Source organism: Rhizobium bangladeshense (assembly GCF_017357245.1).
Taxonomy (GTDB): domain Bacteria; phylum Pseudomonadota; class Alphaproteobacteria; order Rhizobiales; family Rhizobiaceae; genus Rhizobium; species Rhizobium bangladeshense.
Genome location: NZ_CP071612.1, coordinates 326,233 through 345,000, shown reverse-complemented (window position 1 = coordinate 345,000; position 18,768 = coordinate 326,233). Strand labels below are relative to the sequence as shown.

Annotated in this window: 14 protein-coding genes; 12 read left to right on the top strand and 2 right to left on the bottom strand. The window is 62.0% G+C overall.

Annotated features, from left to right (window positions below; all coding sequences use genetic code 11):
* Nucleotides 1–31: 31 nt before the first annotated feature.
* A complete protein-coding gene (coaBC, locus tag J2J98_RS01690; protein WP_138394310.1) occupies nucleotides 32–1,246 on the top strand; it encodes a bifunctional phosphopantothenoylcysteine decarboxylase/phosphopantothenate--cysteine ligase CoaBC in 1,215 nt (404 codons plus the stop codon).
* On the opposite strand, the gene J2J98_RS01685 is transcribed toward coaBC, so the two are convergent.
* The gene (locus J2J98_RS01685) at nucleotides 1,233–2,045 is read right to left on the bottom strand and encodes a class II glutamine amidotransferase (protein WP_138394311.1); all 813 of its coding nucleotides are present in this window, start codon (nucleotides 2,043–2,045) and stop codon (nucleotides 1,233–1,235) included. The genes coaBC and J2J98_RS01685 overlap by 14 nt on opposite strands.
* A gap of 502 nt (nucleotides 2,046–2,547) precedes the next feature.
* Between J2J98_RS01685 and J2J98_RS01680 the strand changes: the two genes are divergently transcribed.
* From J2J98_RS01680 to J2J98_RS01650, 7 genes are all read left to right on the top strand, one after another.
* Complete coding sequence (locus tag J2J98_RS01680; protein ID WP_207602192.1) at nucleotides 2,548–3,225, top strand: FadR/GntR family transcriptional regulator; 678 nt, start codon at nucleotides 2,548–2,550, stop codon at nucleotides 3,223–3,225.
* Nucleotides 3,222–4,511, top strand: a complete 1,290-nt coding sequence (locus J2J98_RS01675) for a CynX/NimT family MFS transporter (RefSeq protein ID WP_207602191.1) — start codon at nucleotides 3,222–3,224, stop codon at nucleotides 4,509–4,511. The genes J2J98_RS01680 and J2J98_RS01675 overlap by 4 nt, the downstream gene beginning before the upstream one ends.
* Before the next feature lie 103 nt (nucleotides 4,512–4,614).
* On the top strand, nucleotides 4,615–6,147 hold the full coding sequence (locus tag J2J98_RS01670; RefSeq protein ID WP_207602190.1) for a S10 family peptidase: 1,533 nt from the start codon (nucleotides 4,615–4,617) through the stop codon (nucleotides 6,145–6,147).
* A gap of 10 nt (nucleotides 6,148–6,157) precedes the next feature.
* Nucleotides 6,158–6,586, top strand: a complete 429-nt coding sequence (locus J2J98_RS01665) for a GFA family protein (protein ID WP_138394314.1) — start codon at nucleotides 6,158–6,160, stop codon at nucleotides 6,584–6,586.
* A 592-nt stretch (nucleotides 6,587–7,178) separates the two neighbouring features.
* On the top strand, nucleotides 7,179–10,730 hold the full coding sequence (locus J2J98_RS01660) for a DUF5801 repeats-in-toxin domain-containing protein (protein WP_207602189.1): 3,552 nt from the start codon (nucleotides 7,179–7,181) through the stop codon (nucleotides 10,728–10,730).
* Nucleotides 10,731–10,810: 80 nt separating this feature from the next.
* Nucleotides 10,811–12,535, top strand: coding sequence for a type I secretion system permease/ATPase (locus tag J2J98_RS01655; RefSeq protein ID WP_207603063.1), 1,725 nt, complete (start codon nucleotides 10,811–10,813; stop codon nucleotides 12,533–12,535).
* Nucleotides 12,536–12,552: 17 nt separating this feature from the next.
* A complete protein-coding gene (locus tag J2J98_RS01650) occupies nucleotides 12,553–13,887 on the top strand; it encodes an HlyD family type I secretion periplasmic adaptor subunit (RefSeq protein ID WP_207602188.1) in 1,335 nt (444 codons plus the stop codon).
* A gap of 16 nt (nucleotides 13,888–13,903) precedes the next feature.
* Here J2J98_RS01650 and J2J98_RS01645 read toward each other — a convergent pair whose 3' ends face one another.
* Nucleotides 13,904–15,487, bottom strand: a complete 1,584-nt coding sequence (locus tag J2J98_RS01645) for a peptide chain release factor 3 (protein ID WP_207602187.1) — start codon at nucleotides 15,485–15,487, stop codon at nucleotides 13,904–13,906.
* Nucleotides 15,488–15,577: 90 nt separating this feature from the next.
* Between J2J98_RS01645 and dut the strand changes: the two genes are divergently transcribed.
* The 4 genes from dut to J2J98_RS01625 all read left to right on the top strand — a co-directional run bounded on the left by dut (nucleotide 15,578) and on the right by J2J98_RS01625 (nucleotide 18,753).
* Nucleotides 15,578–16,048, top strand: coding sequence for a dUTP diphosphatase (gene dut / locus J2J98_RS01640; RefSeq protein WP_207602186.1), 471 nt, complete (start codon nucleotides 15,578–15,580; stop codon nucleotides 16,046–16,048).
* Between the two features lie 57 nt (nucleotides 16,049–16,105).
* Nucleotides 16,106–16,873 carry a hypothetical protein gene (locus J2J98_RS01635; protein ID WP_207602185.1) on the top strand — a complete coding sequence of 256 codons (768 nt, stop codon included), beginning with the start codon at nucleotides 16,106–16,108 and terminating at the stop codon, nucleotides 16,871–16,873.
* A 21-nt stretch (nucleotides 16,874–16,894) separates the two neighbouring features.
* Nucleotides 16,895–17,689, top strand: a complete 795-nt coding sequence (locus tag J2J98_RS01630; RefSeq protein WP_207602184.1) for a hypothetical protein — start codon at nucleotides 16,895–16,897, stop codon at nucleotides 17,687–17,689.
* Nucleotides 17,690–17,853: 164 nt separating this feature from the next.
* Complete coding sequence (locus J2J98_RS01625; protein ID WP_207602183.1) at nucleotides 17,854–18,753, top strand: GNAT family N-acetyltransferase; 900 nt, start codon at nucleotides 17,854–17,856, stop codon at nucleotides 18,751–18,753.
* Nucleotides 18,754–18,768 lie beyond the last annotated feature (15 nt).

Genomic DNA, 18,768 nt, shown 5'->3' with positions numbered 1-18,768 from the left:
GAACGATCAGAAAAGCGACGGGTAGAAAGCCATGGCTCTCAGCGGCAAACGCATCCTCCTCATCATCTCGGGCGGCATCGCTGCCTATAAGAGCCTGGATCTGATCCGCCGGCTGCGGGAGCGCGGGGCGAGCGTGCGCCCGGTCATGACGAAGGGTGCGCAGGAATTCGTGACGCCACTTGCGGTCGGCGCGCTGGCAGCGGACCATGTCTTTGTCGATCTTTTTTCGCGGCAGGACGAACAGGATGTCGGCCATATCAGGCTGGCGCGCGACTGCGATCTCGTGCTGATTGCCCCAGCCAGCGCCGACCTGATGGCGAAGATGGCTAACGGGTTTGCCGACGATCTCGCCTCGACGGTGCTGCTGGCGACGGACAAGCCGGTGCTGGCCGCCCCGGCGATGAACCCCAGGATGTGGGCGCATCCGGCGACACGACGCAACGCGGCGACGCTCAGGGCGGACGGCGTCCATTTCATCGGGCCGACGGCAGGTGAAATGGCCGAAGGCGGGGAAGCCGGGCTCGGCCGGATGGCGGAACCGCTGGAGATCGTGGCTGCTGCGGAAGCTGTGTTCGAGGGCGGCCGGCGCAAGCCGCTTGCCGGGCGAAAGGCGATCGTCACGTCGGGACCGACGCACGAGCCGATCGATCCGGTCCGCTATATCGCCAATCGCTCCTCCGGCCGGCAGGGACATGCGATCGCCGCAGCACTGGCCAAGCTGGGGGCCGATGTGACGCTCGTATCGGGGCCGGTAACGATCCCCGATCCGATCGGTGTCAACGTCGTGCATGTAGAGCGGGCGGAGGAGATGCGCGACGCCGTGCTTGCGGCGCTGCCGGCCGACGTCGCCGTGATGGTGGCGGCGGTGGCGGACTGGCGCGTGGCCTCGGCCGCCGATCAGAAGCTGAAAAAACATCCGGGCGAATCCATTCCGACACTGGCGCTGACCGAGAACCCCGACATCCTGAAGACTGTCGGTCATCACACGATGCGGCCGAAGCTGGTCATCGGATTTGCCGCCGAGACCCAGGACGTCGAGAGCAATGCCAAGGCAAAGCTCGAGAGGAAGGGCGCCGATATGATCGTCGCCAATGACGTCTCTCCTGCGACCGGCATCATGGGCGGCAGCCGTAACAGCGTGAAACTGGTCCGCCACGACGGCGTCGAGCAGTGGCCGGATCTGGCAAAGGAAGAGGTTGCAGAACGGCTGGCAGCGCTGATCGCCGAGCGGCTCAGGCTGATATAGCGACGCGCTGCGGCTTTGCCGTGTTGCGTTTCTCCGACCGGAAATCGGTAACCTCGATGCCGGCCTTGCCGACGATCACGGCGCTGCCATCCGGAATTTCCGCCCAGGCATCGACGTCGTCGTTCAACGGCTCGGAGACGAGGCAATGGCCGGCTCCGAGAGGAGAAGCATAGAGCGTCGGCGCCTTGCGATCCGTAGCATAGCGGATCGCATAGAGCGACTTGCCGTCGGAGAAGGCAGCGGTAAAGCGCAGCAGGATCGAGCCGATGGTGTTTTCGGCCAGGTCTTCGACGAAGCCGACCATCTCAGCCATCGCAGCGATCGGCTCCTCGCGCAGGCCGAACTGCAGCGCCAGCAGAAACATCAGCTCGGAATCGGTGGTGCCGCTGCGGGCATTGAACAGTTCGTCGTCAAGCATCGCCTCCATCGGCCGGCGCAAGCGCTCGAAGCCGGATATCTGGCCATTGTGCATGAACGACCAAGTGCCATGCGTGAAGGGGTGGCAATTGTCGCGGCGCGTACCGCCGCCTGTAGCGGCGCGGACATGGGCGAGGAAGAGCGGCGAGCGAATCTGCCGCGCCAGGCTCTTCAGATTGCAATCGGACCATGCCGGCAGGATGTCGCGGTAGCGGCCGGGTTCGGGCCTGTCGCCATACCAGGCGATGCCGAAGCCGTCGCCATTGGTCGCCGTCTTGGCGCGGGTGGCGCAATGGGACTGCTCGATCAACGAATGGGCGGGCGAAGATACCAGTTCCTCGAGGTACAGAGGATCTCCGCGATAGGCTGCCCAGCGACACATGCTCTTTGCTCCGGAACCCGCGGCATTGGCGGGCATGCTCTAAATTGTCGAACGCCACGGCTAATAACAGCTTAACGCGCCGCCGATTTGCAAGCAGATCATGACGGTTTGGTGACGGATCCCGGCTTCAAATTAGGCTAAAGCCTGTGTTCATTTGTGAATGCCTCGCACTCATCGAACCCTCACATCAAGGGCATTTCTGCTTGCATCTCGGACGAATCGTCCTACCTTTGGTCTATCAGCAACAGAACGAAAGGAAGGTGATCCAATGTCTAGTGAGATTTCGGACCTCGTATTGGGCATGGAAGTGGTGATGAAAGCGAGGCAGCCCTCGCTCTAAGACCCGCCTTCCTGGGGCTGCTTTGACAGTCCAGGCCAGTTCGAGGCCAAACTCATGGAAAGGGTCGCCAAGGCGGCCCTTTTTATTGCCTGATCTCCGACGTTGACGGTCGATTTGAATTCTTCTACTCATAAAGTCATCAGATGACTTTATGAGTAGAAGATGCAGCCGCTCAGCAAAACCAACCTCGCCGACGGGGCCATCGAGGCGATCCGCAGCGATATACTCGGCAAACGCTGGGCGGTCGGCGACAAGTTGCCGAATGAGGCCTCACTGTCGGCCATGCTTTCCGTCAGCCGCGGCACGGTGCGCGAAGCAGTGCGGGTCCTCGTCGCCCAGGGTTATCTCGAAACCCGGCAGGGATCGGGCACCTATGTGCGTTCGACCAGCGATGCCGGCCGGCCGCTGACGATGGCGCGGCGCGCCAGCCTGCGCGATCAGTTCGAAGCGCGCTGCGCGCTCGATGTCGAAGCTGCCAGACTGACGGCAATGCGAAAGACGCCGGGGGCTGTTGCCGAGCTCCGCCGACTGCTGAACGAACGCGGCAGTTACGCCGGCGTCGATGAAACCGCCTTCATCGAACGCGACCTTGCCTTCCACAGGGCCGTCATTGCTGCTTCCGGCAATCGGGCGATGATCGAGATCTACGATTTCTTCTCGGCCTCGATCGCCGATACGATTGCGGCGACGCTCGGCAAGGATATTCCCGAACCAGACATGCAGGCGCATGTCGACATCGTCGACGCGATCGACACCGGAGATCCCGACCAGGCGGATGCGGCGGTGCGCCGCTTCATGGCGCCCGTTCTTGCCGCGCTCGACCGGATGATCCTGTCGTGAATACGCCTTGCAACAATGCCGCCATCTCGCTTGACGTGGCCGACGATTTGCTGATCGATGCCGAGGCTGACGGCCTTCCCGCCCCGCAGGCAACGCCGGTGCGGAATGGCGCGGCCAGTTTGCTGCTCGGCGCGAGCCTCGTGCTGATTGCTTTCAATCTGCGCCCGGTCTTTTCGAGCGCCTCGGCGCTGCTGCCGGAGATCCGCTCCGAACTCGGGCTGAGCGCGCTCGGCGCCAGCCTGCTGACGACGCTTCCGGTCGTCTGCCTCGGCGTCTTCTCGCCGCTTGCCCCTCGTCTTGCCCAGCGCATCGGAACCGAACGCACACTGCTCGGCGTTCTCCTGCTGCTTGCGCTCGGCACCGCCTTGCGTGGGCTTTCCTCCGTGCCGCTGCTGTTTATGGGCACGGCCCTTGCCGGCGCCTGCATCGCCATCGGCAACGTGCTGCTGCCGGGGCTGGTGAAACGGGACTTCCCCAAGCGCGCCGCGCTGATGACCGGTTTCTACACAATGGCGCTCTGCGCAGGTGCTGCCAGTGCGGCCGGGCTGACCCTGCCGATCGAACATGCTCTCGGCGGCTCCCTCGACGGCGCGCTCGCTGCCTGGGCGCTGCCGGCGCTCGCCGTCGGCCTTATCTGGCTGCCGCAGGTTCTTCGCAGCGGCGCTGGAGCAAGGCGAAACGGCTTCCGCGTCGAAGGACTCTGGCGGGACCGGCTCGCCTGGCAGGTCACGCTGTTCATGGGACTGCAATCGGCGCTTGCCTACTGCGTCTTCGGCTGGCTCGTTCCCATCCTGCGCGAACGCGGCCTCGACGGCGTCACCGCCGGGGTGATCGTTTCGCTTTCGGTGATGGTGCAGGCCACCTCCTGCCTCGTCGTGCCGCATATCGCCGTGCGCGGCCGGGATCAGCGGTTGATCAATGCCGGCCTTTGCGGCGTCGCCGTCACCGCTCTGCTTGGACTGCTCTTTGCGCCTCTTTCGAGCGTCTGGCTGTGGGCGGTGCTGCAGGGCATCGGCCAGGGCGGACTGATCGCGGCCGCCATGACGACGATCGTGCTGCGCTCGCGCGATCCCGATGTTGCCGCCCATCTCTCCGGCATGGCGCAATGCATTGGTTATCTGCTCGCCGCAATCGGCCCGCTGATTGTCGGCCTCATCCGCGGCTGGACCGGAAGCTTTTCCTGGTGTGCGGTTCTCTTCATTGCGCTCGGGCTCGGGGCCGCGATCAACGGCTGGAGGGCCGGCCGGGCGCTGGAGGTGAATGTGCGCGCGGTCGAGAAAATCTGAGCCACCCTCACCTTCAAGCTCACCAGCCCATCACCATCTCTTGATGCCGGTCGCCAGCCGCGGATGCTAGGCTATCTCAGTCGCATCCGCCGGAGGACAAATCGTGCGCATCCGAACCCTGTTTCTGCTCACCGCGTTTATGGCGTCGCTTTGGCCTGCCCTTTCCTCAGCGCAGGAACGCGTCGAACGCCAGGCAAATGTCGAGCGCAGTGCCGGCGACGGCGTGCTGAAGCTGCTGCCGGACGACTCCGTCACCCAGCACGAGCTGACGGTGGACGGCCGGAAGATCGCCTATACCGCGACAGCCGGCACTCTTGATCTCTTCGGTCAGGACGGAGCGCAAACCGGTGCGATCTTCTACACCGCCTATGTCGCCAGCGGTGGCGGGCCGGATCGGCCGCTGACCTTTGCCTTCAACGGCGGGCCGGGCGCGGCCTCCGCCTTTCTGCATCTCGGGCTGGTCGGGCCCAAAGTCTTGGATTTCGGGCCTCAGGCACGCGACGGCGCCCATGCGAAATTGGTCGACAATCCGCAAAGCTGGCTCGACTTCACCGACCTCGTGCTGATCGATCCGATCGGCACGGGCTGGAGCCGGCCCGCGAAGGCGGACGACGCCTCCAATTACCATAACGTCAACTCGGATGCGCAGAGCATCGCCAAGGCGATTGCGCTCTATGTCGCGCATAACAACCGTTCCAACTCGCCGAAATATCTGCTCGGCGAAAGCTACGGCGGCTTCCGCGCCGCCAAGGTCGCCTCCGCCCTGCAGGAAAGCCAGGGCATCGTCGTCGCCGGCGCAGTGATGCTCTCCCCCTTGCTTGAAGGTCAGCTGATGTTCAATGCCGATCAGTTCGCGCTCGGCGCAGCCCTGGAGCTTCCGTCGCTGGCTGCGGCCAAACTCGACCGGGACAACGCCTTTGACGAGCAGACACAGAAAGAGGCGGAGATCTTCGCGCTCGGGGAATATCTGACGAGACTGGCCGGCCCGCCGCCGACAGGCACCGATGCCGAGGCCTTCTATGGCAGGATCTCCCAGTTGACCGGCATTCCACAGGATATCGTCGCCCGCAACCGCGGCTTCCTCGGCAATTCCTTCGTCAAGCATTCGGATGTAGCAAGCAGCGAGGTGATGAGTTCCTACGACGCCTCCTTCGCAGCGCCCGATCCCTATCCGGAATCGGATTACGACCGTGGCGACGACGCCATCCTCGACGGCTTCACCCGGGCCTATGGCGGCGCCTTCGCCAACTATGCCCGCAACGAGCTCGGCTTCAAAACCGAAATGACCTATACGCTGCTTGACGGCGATATCAGCCGGCGCTGGGAATGGGGTGGCGGTCGCGGCAGCGGATCGCGCTTCCAGGCTAGCGCTACCGACGACGTCAGGCAGTTGCTCGCCTCGAACACGGCCTTCCATCTTCTGATCGCGCATGGCTACAGCGATATGGTCACGCCTTACAGCGTCAGCCGCTATGTGGTCGACCACTTGCCGCCCTCGCTCGCTAGTGGCCGCGTCGGGCTGAAGCTCTACCACGGCGGCCATATGTTCTATACGAAAGCCGATCAACGGGCCGCCTTCACGGCGGATGCCAAGGTTTTCTACGCCGCACGCCCGGCCGCACAGCCGGCGGACTGAGGAGTTGCCCATGCATATAACGGGAGGATGCCATTGCGGGGCAATCCGCTATCAGGCGGAGATCGACCCGCAGCGGGTCTCGATCTGCCATTGCACCGATTGCCAGCGCTTGACGGGCTCGGCCTACCGCGTCACCGCGCCGGCGCTGGCGGAAAGTTTCACGCTTATTTCGGGTGAACCGCGCAGCTACGCGAAACATGGCGACAGCGGCGCCCTCAGCCGGCAATTCTTCTGTCCGAATTGCGGATCACCGCTCTATCGCACGGATGGCGAAGGGGGCTCGATCGGCATCCGTGTCGGCAGCATCGACCAGCGGCGGGACCTGACGCCAAAGAAACAGATATGGTGCCAGTCGGCTCTGCCGTGGGTGGAGAACATCGAGCCGCTGCCGCGTTTCGATGGCGAGGCTAACGGAGCCAAGACCTTAGGACCTGACTAAGGAGGGGTTAGGCCGCGTTCGGTCATCAGTCTCTTGGTCAGCACGTTGCGTTGCCGGACCGCCACGTGATGGGCTGCCCGTGGCGAGAGCGCAAGCCAAAGACCACTCCCGTCGAGCGCCGGCAATGAAATCCACTGGCATCCCAGAACTGGGCGGTCTCAATTCCAGTGTTGCACGAACACCCAAAAAGAGGACCCGTCAATATTGCTCTGATCTTAGCTCGAACTGGCTAAGTGCATCTAAGATCAATTTATAGTATATGTAAGATGAGGGGATGATCGCGCATACGGCGCGGAAGGTTGCCGCAGTACTCAGCGGATTTCTCCTGAATTTTACATCCTTGTATTGCATTTTTTTGGGCGTAAGCTTCAGAGAAGCTATCATGGCAGCCTTAGATGCGGGCTTTAGTCGTAACGCGTATAGGGACTTTAGTCTTAATACCCTCCAACTGTGAATGAGCTAGTTCTCTCGATCGACAACCATCGCAGTCGATCGAGAGCTCTAGGTTCAATACGCAAGAGGGTGGGTCCGGGGATGCAGTTCGGCATCCGGGCTCTGTGACCCTCTGCGAGCTAGCCGAGGGAGAAGCTCCATGGCACTCGACATCACAACTCAAGATCTCATCATTGACGAAACCGCCAATTTGCAGGACGACGACGTCAACCCGGCGATTGCGCCGCACAACAATGCGACGGTGCAATACCTGCTGGGTCTCGACGCTACCGGCGGGCTGACCTCCCCGGAGGTGGCTTACCAGAGCAATTTCGTCGTGGCCTCGGCGAGCGCCGGGGAAACCATCAGCGCGGTCGTTCTCACCCAGAACGCATCCGGCACCCCGTACTCCACCACGGTCGGCGTCAACAGCAACATTCGCACCGTCGATGGCAATTATGTCTGGCTATTTCAGGATCCGAACAATGCAAACGTCGTGATCGGCATCATCGGCACGTCCGACCCGCTCACCGCGCCGGCCGCGGGCGGGCCGCTCGCCTTTTCGCTGGCGCTGATCAGCACCAGCGCCACCAATGCCGACCTCTACACCGTCCAATACGTGCCGCTATTCCATACCGATGCGACCAATCCCGACGACCGCATCGATCTGACGAATAAGGTGTATGCCTCGGTCACGGCAACTTCGGTAGTCAATTTCAGCCAGCTTGGAGATGCCCCATCCGGGCATAATAACTGGTATATTCTCGACGCCGACGCAGCCAGCCCGCAGAAGATCCTCGTCACCGCTCACGACAATGGCGTGCAGGCGGAAGTCAATGTCAGCACGCAGGGCCTCGGCGTCGCGTCGCAAGACGTTCGGTTCGGCCGCGAGCTCCAGATCGACCTCATCACCGGCGGTACCCAGAGCGCTGGCAAGGATTTCACCAACACGCCAACCGCGCCCGACTACGGCTCTCACATCGAGAACGTCTTCAGCGCCGGCTTCTCGGTCTCGCAGTCTACTCCAACCGGCACCGTCGCCGACATCGAGATCCACGCTTATAACAATGACGACAATGTCGAAGGCGCGGCCTTCCCCACAGACGATAACGATACCGAGATCAACATCACCGGCGTGACATTCAAGCTGAACGGCGTCACAAAAACAGCCGCTGAGCTCGGTATCACGGTGAACCTCGCCGGCACCGGACTGATCCTCGAGAATGTCGGAGAGGGCGTGACGGTCGATTTCACGACCGCGGGCGGAGCTGGCGGAACCTTCGACCGATTTACCATCAAGAATATCGACACCGAGAAAGACTTTTTCGATGTGAAGGAGGTGCACTTCAGCGGTGCTGTGGGCAACGCCTACAATGAAGAAGTCGGATCCTTCATCAACTTCGACGATGACGGGCCCAGCATCACGGCAACCGGCACCCCGCCGCAACTGACAGTCGACGAGACCGTGCTGACGACCAACGCCAGTGCCGACTTCTCGGCCTTCTTCACCTCGAATGCCGGGGCCGATGGCGGCGGCGCCACCCCCATTACTTATGCGCTCGCCATCAACCAGGTCACCAATGTCAGCGGCCTCACCGACACCGCAACCGGCCAGTCCGTGCTGCTGTTCCTCGAAAGCGGCAGTGTGGTCGGGCGAGCCGGAGCCGGAGGGCCAGTCGTCTTCACCGTCAGCGTCAGCGCCGCCGGCGTCGTCACCCTCGACCAGCAGCGGGCCATCGTCCATGCCGACGCCACTAATCCGGATGACAGCCGAACCCTGGCGGCCGCCAACCTCGTCACCCTGACCGCCACCATCACCGACGGTGACGGCGATCCCGCCCCGGCCACCCACAATATCGGCCAGAACCTCAACTTCAAAGATGACGGGCCTAGCATCACGGCAAGCGGCACTGCACCGCAGGTGACAGTCGACGAGACCGTCCTGACGACCAACGGCACCGGCAACTTTGCCACCGCCTTCACCTCGAATGCCGGCGCCGACGGCGCCGCCACCGCCACCTATGCACTCGGCATCAGCCAGGTCACCAATGTCAGCGGCCTTACCGACACCGAAACCGGCCAATCCGTGCTGCTCTTCCTCGAAAGCGGCAATGTGGTCGGGCGAGCCGGAATAGGCGGGCCTGTCGTGTTCACCGTCAGCGTCAGCGCTGCCGGGGTCGTCACCCTCGATCAGGCACGGGCCATCATCCATGCCGATGCCACCAACCCGGACGACAGTCGGACACTGGCGGCCGCCGACCTCGTCACCCTGACCGCAACCATCACAGATGGTGACGGCGATCCCGCCTCGGCCACCCGCAACATCGGCCAGAACCTCAACTTCGAGGATGATGGACCGACAATCACAGTGCCGTTCGACGGCGACCCCGTTACCGCGGGCATCCAGCACGAGACTCTGGCCAACGTGCTCAACGCATCGGCCAGCGGCAACTTCGGCTACAATATCGGCGCGGATATTCACCCGGCCGCGTTCTATGCCACCGGCTCCGACTTCGTCGACCAGGATGGCGGGACGGCCGGCGTCCAGATCGGACTGACAGGCACCATCACCGGCGGCGGCGGCGGCAGTCTTCTCAGTTCGAATGTGACGCTCGCCTCGGAGAGCCTCACCTCCGCGACGTTCAACTTCACCTTCACCTATGACAAGGATCCGGCGGCCGGCAACCAGGTCGGCACAGCGGGCGGCACTCTCGTCTTCGACAAGGCCGCCGACACCTACACCATCCAACTGACGGACCCGCTCGAAGGCTTCAGCTTCGACGTCCTGCACACCAGCGAACTCTTGTCGAAGGAGCCCACAGGCAATACCGGCCATCCGCCGATCGTGGTGGAACGGTTGCAGGCGGATGATCCGAATACGCCGGATGACGAAGACTTCTACGTGCAGTTCACCGGCAATCTGATCAACAAATCTAACCCGTTCAGCTTGACCGGCAATGGCGAGGGATCATCCGGCGATTCCACCTTCACGGTCGGCGGCCACGAGATGGTCAGCAATGCCAATGAAACCTGGGTGTCGGCGACGCAGAGCACCAACGGTGTTGCCGGCGACACGATCCAGAAAGACGAACTGCTCACCTTGCGGTTCTTCAACAGCAATGTCGGCATCATCAACGAGGCCCTCACCCCGACGGCGACCGCCGGCTCGATGGCCATCAAGTTCGACGGCATCGGCAATAGCGAGGATCTGATGGTAATCCTCGACCTGATCGACAAGAACGGCGCCGACAATATCGCCGGCAACGGGGACGACAATGCGACGATCACCCGGGCCGTCTACATATCGAACTCCGACATCTTCAAGGCGGGTCAGGTCCCTGCCCCTTACAGCAGCGAGTTCACGCTCGACAACAATGACGGCCTCGTGATCATCGAGCAGAACGACTACAACGCGGCCGGCGAAGACTATGTGCTGCAGGGCGCCCAGATCATGCAGTCGGGCAACGGGATCACCGGCAACAACGCCGCGATCGATCTGATCAGGGCGACCGGCGCCAATGGCGGCAGCAATGCGACCGGCAATCTGGTGAACTTCGACGCCACAGATAACGACGTGCTGAAGATCACCGATATCGGATTCACCTCGACCGTGACCGAGACACCGAACGCCAACCTCGACTTCGCCTTCAAGGTGGCGGACGCCGATGGCGATCAGACAGAGATCCAGCACATCCTTGTCGACGTCGCCTGACATCCGACCAAAGGGGGCAGCAAGCTGCCCCCTCACTGCCTTTGCATGCTCATGTAATCTCGTACGCCAGAGATATGATGATGAAAACAAACCGGCCATCCCCTGCCCTGCAGGTGGTGATGAAAGAAGCCAGACGCGCCATCCGGCCGCTGATCTGGTTCAGCGGCGGCATCAACGTGCTGATGCTGACAGGAGCGCTCTACATGCTCCAGGTCTACCACCGTGTGTTGTCAAGCCACAGCCTAGAGACATTGGTCATGCTCTCGCTGATGGCGGCCGGCGCGCTTGCCGCAATGGCGGGGCTGGAGGTGGTGCGCGGGCGACTTCTGGCAACCGTCGGATCCTGGATGAACGCACGCCTGGCGCCGGTGCTGCTGACCGCATCGGTGGAATATGCCGCCTCGGCGCCCAGCCAGGCCAATGCCCGTCCGCTGCGGGACCTCGACCAGGTGCGGAATTTTTTCACCAGCCCCAGCATCTTCCCGATCCTCGACGCACCCTGGGCGCCGCTGTTTTTCGCCGCGATCTTCTTCATGCACCCTTGGCTGGGCTGGCTGGCGCTGGGGGGCGGAGCAGTACTTTTCGGCTTGGCCCTGCTCAATGAATGGCTCACACGCAAGCCGCTGACCGAGGCCGCAAGCGCGCAGTCGCAGGCCTATGTCCAGGCGGAAGCCGCGATCCGCAACGCCGAGGTCGTACAGGCAATGGGCATGTTGAAGCCCTTGCTGGAGAGCTGGAGGAGTCAGCAGGACGAGGCGAACAGGGGACAGGTCGTGGCCGCCAACCGTGGCGGAATCATCTCGGCCATCGCACGTTGTCATCGGCTGGCCCTGCAAATGGGCATATTGGGGCTGGGGGCTTATCTCGTGCTTCGCAACGAAGCTTCTCCGGGGATCATGGTCTCCGCCTCGATCCTGATGGGGCGCGCCTTGTCGCCGGTCGAACAGGCGATCGGCACATGGAAGGCGACGGTGGGGGCGCGGGCCGCCTATCGGCGCCTCGCGGCCGTCGCCGGCCAGCACCCCGAGGCCACGCCGGTCCTGGCGCTACCACGACCGACCGGCAGGTTTGAGGCCGACAATATCGTGCTTGCCCGACAGGGCGGCGAACATATCCTGAAAGGGATCAGCTTTCATCTCGAGCCCGGTGAAGCAATGGCTTTGATCGGCCAGAGCGCAGCCGGCAAGACGAGCCTGGCGCGAATATTGGCCGGCGCCTGGCGTCCGTCCGGCGGTCGGGCGCTGCTTGACGGCATGGATGTCGCTCAGTGGGCGGCAGAAGACCGCGGCCATCATGTCGGTTACCTGCCGCAGGACATAGAGCTCTTCGCGGGGAACGTCTGCGAAAATATCTGCCGTTTCGCCAAGGTCAGCCCGGTGGTCTTCGACAAGGTCGTCAAGGCCGCACAGCTCGCCGGCGTTCACGAACTGATCAAAGGGCTGCCGAAAGGTTACCTTACCGAGATTGGCGAATCCGGCGCGGTCCTGTCAGGCGGACAGCGCCAGCGCATCGGATTGGCGCGGGCTCTCTACGGCGACCCGGCGCTCGTCATCCTGGACGAGCCCAATTCCAACCTCGACCGCGAGGGTGAGGAAGCATTGATCGCAGCCCTCGGCACGGCCAAGGCTGCAGGCACAACCGTTATCCTGATCGCCCATCGGCCTAACATCATGGAGACGGTTGACAAAATACTGGTCCTCAATCGCGGCCAGCAAGACCTCTTCGGCCCACGTGACTACGTCTTCAATGAGCTCGCGGCACGCGTACGCAAGGTCGCTCAAATGCCGACGAAAGTGGTGAAGTAGCGAGGAACGAAACAGCCATGAAAAACATGAAGGTCGTTCCGTTGCCCGTTTCGCCGCCGCCTGCACCTGTTCCCCTGCGTCTCGCAGGCGTCACTTTCACCGGCTTCGCGATCATGTTCCTGTTCTTCGGCATGGCCGGGGGCTGGGCGACGCTCGCACCGTTGGAGAGTGCCGCGGTAGCGCCGGGCGTTATCAAGGTGGCCGGCGATCGCAAGCTCATCCAGCACCTGGAGGGCGGCATCATCGCCGATCTGAATGCCGCTAATGGCGATATCGTGAAGGCGGGCACGATCCTAATCCAACTCGACGGTACACAGGCGAGGACGAAGCTCGACCTCATCCAGAACCGCATCGCAACGCGCGAGGCGCTGGCCGCCCGCCTGAGGGCCGAGCGTGACGGCAAGACCGAGATCGAGTTCGATCCGGCCCTGCTTGCAGACTCCACCAAATCGGCAAGGGACGCGGTGGCCGCCCAGCGTGATGTATTTTCGGCGAAGCACCACAATTTGAAGGACGAGCGGGAAATTCTCAGCCAGCGCCGTCGCCAGACCGCGGAAGAGATAACCGGACTGGAGGAGCTCATCATCACCGAGGACAAGCAGATCGAGGTGTTCGAGGGTGAAACCAGAGATCTCGAAAGCCTCCTCAAGCGCGGTCTCGTCACCCGCGAGCGTTGGCTGCTGCTCAGACGGCAGCAGCGGGAAGTCGAGGGGGAGCGCGCGACCAATGTCGCGGCCATCGCTCGCGCCAGGAGCGCCATGGCTGAGATCGACATGCAGATCCTCAACCTCACCACCTTGCGATTGAACGAGGCGGTCGAGGAGTTGAGCAAGGTCGAGGCGGAACTGTTCGACCTCAGGCAGGAGGAGCGTTCCGCCAGGGATGTGCTCGCCCGCACCAGTGTCGCCGCACCAGTCGACGGCATCATCATGGACCTGAAGGTCCACACAACCGGCGGAGTCGTAAAACCCGGCGAGACCCTGATGACCATCGTGCCGCTTGGACAGCAGCTTATCGTCGAGGCCATGGTCAGACCGGAGGATGTCGAGACCATCGCTCCCGGGCAACTGGCGCGCGTCAGTTTCCCGGCCTTCGCCCGCTATAACCTGCCGCCGCTCGACGGCGTCGTGGAGATCGTATCGGCTGACAGGATGGTGGAGGAACGCAGCGGGGCGCCTTATTTCGCCGCAACCGTTTTGATCGACAAGAGCGAGCTTGCCAAGCTGGAGGGGCGCAAGCTCCTGCCCGGCATGTCGAGCGAGGCGATGATCCGGACGGGTGCCCGCAGTGTGCTTTCTTATCTGGCCGAGCCGATCACGCAGAACTTCCGGCGGGCGATGCGGGAAAAATAGTTGCGGCGCCGCCCGATCACGCCGCTTTGGCGGCGTGATATTCCTTGATGGCGACCATCTTGATTGCCGGATAGCGCTCCGCCTCGTAACGTAGCGAGAAAGCGTCCTGGGCGAGGAAAACGGGATCGCCGTCGAGGTCGCGGGCGATATCGCCGCGTTTGACGGTGAGGAACTTCTCGAGATCGGCTGGCTGATCGGCCGAGATCCAGCGGCAGACGGAGAAGCGCGACATTTCGAAGGAGACCGGCAGGCCATATTCGGCCATCAGCCGTTCCTTCAGGACGTCGAGCTGCAGAGCGCCAACCACGCCGACGATCGCCGGCGAACCGTCTTCGGGCGAGAAGAGCTGGACGACGCCTTCCTCGGCCATCTGCTGCAGCGCTTCCTTGAGCTTCTTCGCTTTCATCGCATCCTCGAGACGCACCCGGCGCAGGATTTCCGGCGAGAAGTTCGGGACGCCCTGGAACACCAACGCTTCGCCTTCGGTCAGCGTATCGCCGATGCGGAGCGTGCCATGATTGGGAATGCCGACGACGTCGCCGGCATAGGCGGTATCGGCGAGTTGGCGCTGCGACGCGAAGAAGAATTGCGGCGCCGTCAGGCCAAGCTGCTTGCCGGTGCGGGCAAGCCTCGCCTTCATGCCGCGCTCGAGCTTGCCCGAGCAGATGCGGGCAAAGGCGATGCGGTCGCGGTGGTTCGGGTCCATATTGGCCTGGATCTTGAAGACGAAGGCCGTCATCTTGTCGTCGGTCGCATGCACGGTCCTGGTGTCGGCGACCTGGTCACGCGGCGGCGGCGCGAATTCGCCGAGCGCATTGATGAGGTCGCGAACGCCGTAATTGCGCAGCGCCGAGCCAAAGAAAACAGGCGTCATATGGCCTTCGAGGAAAGAATCGCGGTCGAAGGGGCGGCAGGCCTCGATGGCGAGCTCGGTCTCATCGATGAAGGCCTGGCGTTCGTTTTCCGGCAGCCTGTCGGCAACGGCCTGCGGTCCGTTGACCGGCGTCGTCTCGATCTCGGTGTCGGAGCCGCGGGCGGTGCTGTTGGCGAGATGATAGGAGCCGCAGAAGGTCTTCGAACGGCCGATCGGCCAGGTGATCGGCGCTGTATCGAGCGCCAGCTTCTCCTCGACCTCATCGAGGATCTCGAAGGGATCGCGGCTTTCCCTGTCCATCTTGTTTATGAAGGTGATGATCGGGATGTCGCGCATGCGGCAGACTTCGAAGAGCTTCAGCGTGCGCGGCTCGATACCCTTGGCGGCATCGATGACCATGACGGCGGCGTCGACGGCCGTCAGCGTGCGGTAGGTGTCGTCGGCGAAATCCTCGTGGCCAGGTGTGTCGAGGATGTTGAAGACATTGTCGTTATATTCGAAGGTCATCACCGAGGTGACAACCGAGATGCCGCGCTCGCGCTCGATCTTCATCCAGTCGGAGCGCGTCTGCATGCGGTCCTTCTTCGCCTTGACTTCGCCGGCAAGCTGAATGGCGCCGCCGAACAGCAGCAGCTTTTCGGTGAGCGTCGTCTTGCCCGCGTCCGGGTGAGCGATAATAGCGAATGTGCGGCGGCGGGAGACCGCCTCGGCGAGGCTTTCGGCCATGATGTGAATCCTGTGGAATTGCGGCGTATCTAGCGATTAAAGCCCGGCAATGCAATTGACCTCAGCCGCTCACGCGCAAAGTAATGCGCCATGACCATTCATCACGATCTCAGCCCGACGCTGAACCTCATCCGCCTGGCCAATGGCGACGGCCTCGATCTGCCCGCCTATGAAAGCAAGGGGGCGGCCGGCATGGATCTGCGCGCCGCCGTCGCCGACGGCGAACCGCTGACGCTCTCGCCCGGCAAGCGGGCGCTGGTGCCGACCGGCTTCATCTTCGAAATCCCCGAAGGTTTTGAGGGTCAGGTGCGGCCGCGCTCCGGCCTTGCGTTCAAACACGGCATCACCTGCCTGAATTCGCCGGGCACCGTCGACAGCGACTATCGCGGCGAGGTGAAGGTGCTGCTCGTCAATCTCGGCGAGGACGCTTTCGTCATCGAGCGCGGCATGCGCATCGCCCAGATGGTGATCGCGCCGGTGACCCAGGCGCGGGTGGCGGAGATCACCGAGACAAGCGAGACGGCGCGTGGCGCGGGCGGGTTCGGCTCCACCGGCGTTTGATCGACGGTTCGAATGAAGCAGCCGAACGGCTGATAAGCAGCGTTTGTGGGGGCGCTTATGCTATTCAAGAGAGCGCCTTGGGGCGTGGTTATGGGTCTAGCGGCAGCGCTGATTTCGACTCCGGCGCTTGCGTTGGATTCAACAAAGCTCCAGGCCATTCGCTCTTCGTTATCTGTGGAAGAGATCGTGGCTTTTGCAATGACGAAATCAACAGCGCCGATCCTCAACATCGACAATCCGGTCGACGTAAACATCGTCATCAATGTGAAGGGCATGGAGCGGAACGATATTCAAGCTTTACAGCTAGAGTTTTTCCGCGTGTTTTTTGGTCTCATGGCTTACGTAGACGTTCGGCTTAATTTCGACGCCAGCCAATCCATAGGCTACTCAGCTGGAACGTCATATGCCCCTTTCGGTGATCAGAACCGGCGGTCGAATAGCCAGGCAGTTGACGTGTTCGTTGATCGTGATGCGCTCAAGCTGGCAAAATTGGGCCAGATAGCAGTGCACGACATAGACACGCTTCGAAGCAAGCCGGACACGTTGGAATGCTACCATGAGCTCCGGAAAGGATACTCGGCTATCAACGTTATCGTCGATCGCGATATCAATCCTGTAGGTTGCCTTTACACGGTTCTGCTGCAGTCGATCGGCCTAAAGGGACCTTTCGGCGGAGTTGCGGCAACATATCGTGCCGGCGAGGTTCCCGGCTTCAGGCGCAATGCCGAAATGGCGGCAGCATATGCCATTCATGAGTGCCGATCTCTCATCGATAAAAAAGATCAGTTTGAGCAGTGTATCACAGGAGTTCTGAAGGGGAACTAAGGAGCCGCGGAGTTGCCCAAAATGAGCGGCGTTGGTGGGGCATTTATGCTATTCGGGAAAGTGCGTTTAGGCGTGATTGGGGGCCTAGCGGCAGCGCTGGTCGCAACACCGATGCTTGCGATTGATTCAGCGAAACTCCAGTCGATTCGGTCGTCCTTCTCCACCGAGGAGGTGGTCGCATTCGCTGTGGCGAAATCGGCAGCACCGATTTTCGACATCGACAAAACCATCGATATGCACATTGCCCTCAACGTGAAGGGTATGGACAGACGCGATATTCAAGCTTTGCAAATCGAGCTTTTGCGCGTGGTTTCCGCGATTGGGGCTTACGCGGAAATCGGTATCAATTTCGACGTCAGTCGATCCATCGATTACTCGCCTGCAACGCCGTATGTGCCTTTCGGCGATCAGAACCGGCCGCCAAACACCCAGACTCTCAACGTGTTCATCGATCGTGATGCGCTTAAACTGGCAAAGTTGGGCCAAATTGCAGTTCACGATATAGACACGCTACCGAGCAAGCCAGACACGTCGACGTGCTATCACGAGAGCCGAACGGGGAACCCGGTCATCAATGTCCTCGTCGACCGCGACGTCAATCCGGTGGGCTGCCTCTATGGAGTTCTACTACAATCGGTCGGAGTTACGGATGCTTTTGGCCGAGATGCTACCACTTTCAATCCCGGAAGGATTCCCGGGTTTAGGATCAACGCCGAAATGGCGGCAGCATATGCCATTCGCGAATGCAGATCTCTCATCGATAAAAAAGATCAACTCGGGATGTGTTTGAAAGGCGTTCTCGGTGAAGGGAAATAAGGAATTCCGGATTGGCCGAGGCTGCTTGCATTCCCTTGCAGTATACCTTCGATCGCGGATTTTTAAAGCGGGTCGCAACAATCCTGGTTCAAGCGGACGGGCTGCCGTCCTTTGTTTTTATACATCTCGTTATTCCCCGCTGCACATTTGGTGAGACACCTCTGATGGCAAATCGCCTCGACAGCGCCGGCCTGACCTTCCGGCAGGATTACTTCGACGACCCGACCGGCTGGGCGGCCTTGGTCTGTCTGCTCAAGGATATTTTCGGCATCGACATCGGCCCGCTGCAGCAGCTCGGCGGACCCGATCCCAGCAGCATGCCGTTCGGCTGGTTCGATGCCACGGGAGAGCTTGCGGCCAATATCTCGGCCTTTGCGCTGCCCTTCGTCATCAATGGCAGGGTCGTCCATGCCGCCGGGCTGCAATCCGGCGCGGTGCGGCCGCAGTGGCGCGGCCGCGGTCTCTATCGCGACCTGACGGTGAAAGCGCTCGACTGGTGCGAGCAGCAGGGCTTCGAGGCCATCATCCTCTATACCGATAAGCCATCGCTCTACGAGCCCTATGGATTCCGCTCGATACCGCTGCACCGCTACGAGGGGGTGGCCCCCGCGCCCTCCACATCAGCCGCACCAGCCCTGCCGCTTTCGGCGGCGAATGCGGATGATCTTGCCCTGCTGCAAGCGCTGCTGAAAGCACGCAGCCCGGTCTCGACGACGCTTTCGGTGACGGCCAATGCAGCGATGTTTCTCATCAATACCCAGCTCGACCCCGATATTCGCGTCAGTTTCCTTGAAGGCGAGCGCGCAGCCATCGCCTGGAAGATGGATGCAGCGGGTCGCTTCAGCCTTTTCGACGTCGTGGCGACGGAAATCCCGACGCTTGCAGCGATCCTCGGCGGACTCGACATCGCCTCCGCCCACATCGAGGTGCTTTTCCGGCCGGACAAGCTCGGCTGGGCGGGTGATCCGCTACCGCTGCAAAGCGGCACGACCCTGATGCTGCGCGGGCTCGGCGATATGACCCCGCATTTTCCGGCGATGCTGTCGCCGATGGCGGATTTCTAAGCGCCGGCTTCGGCC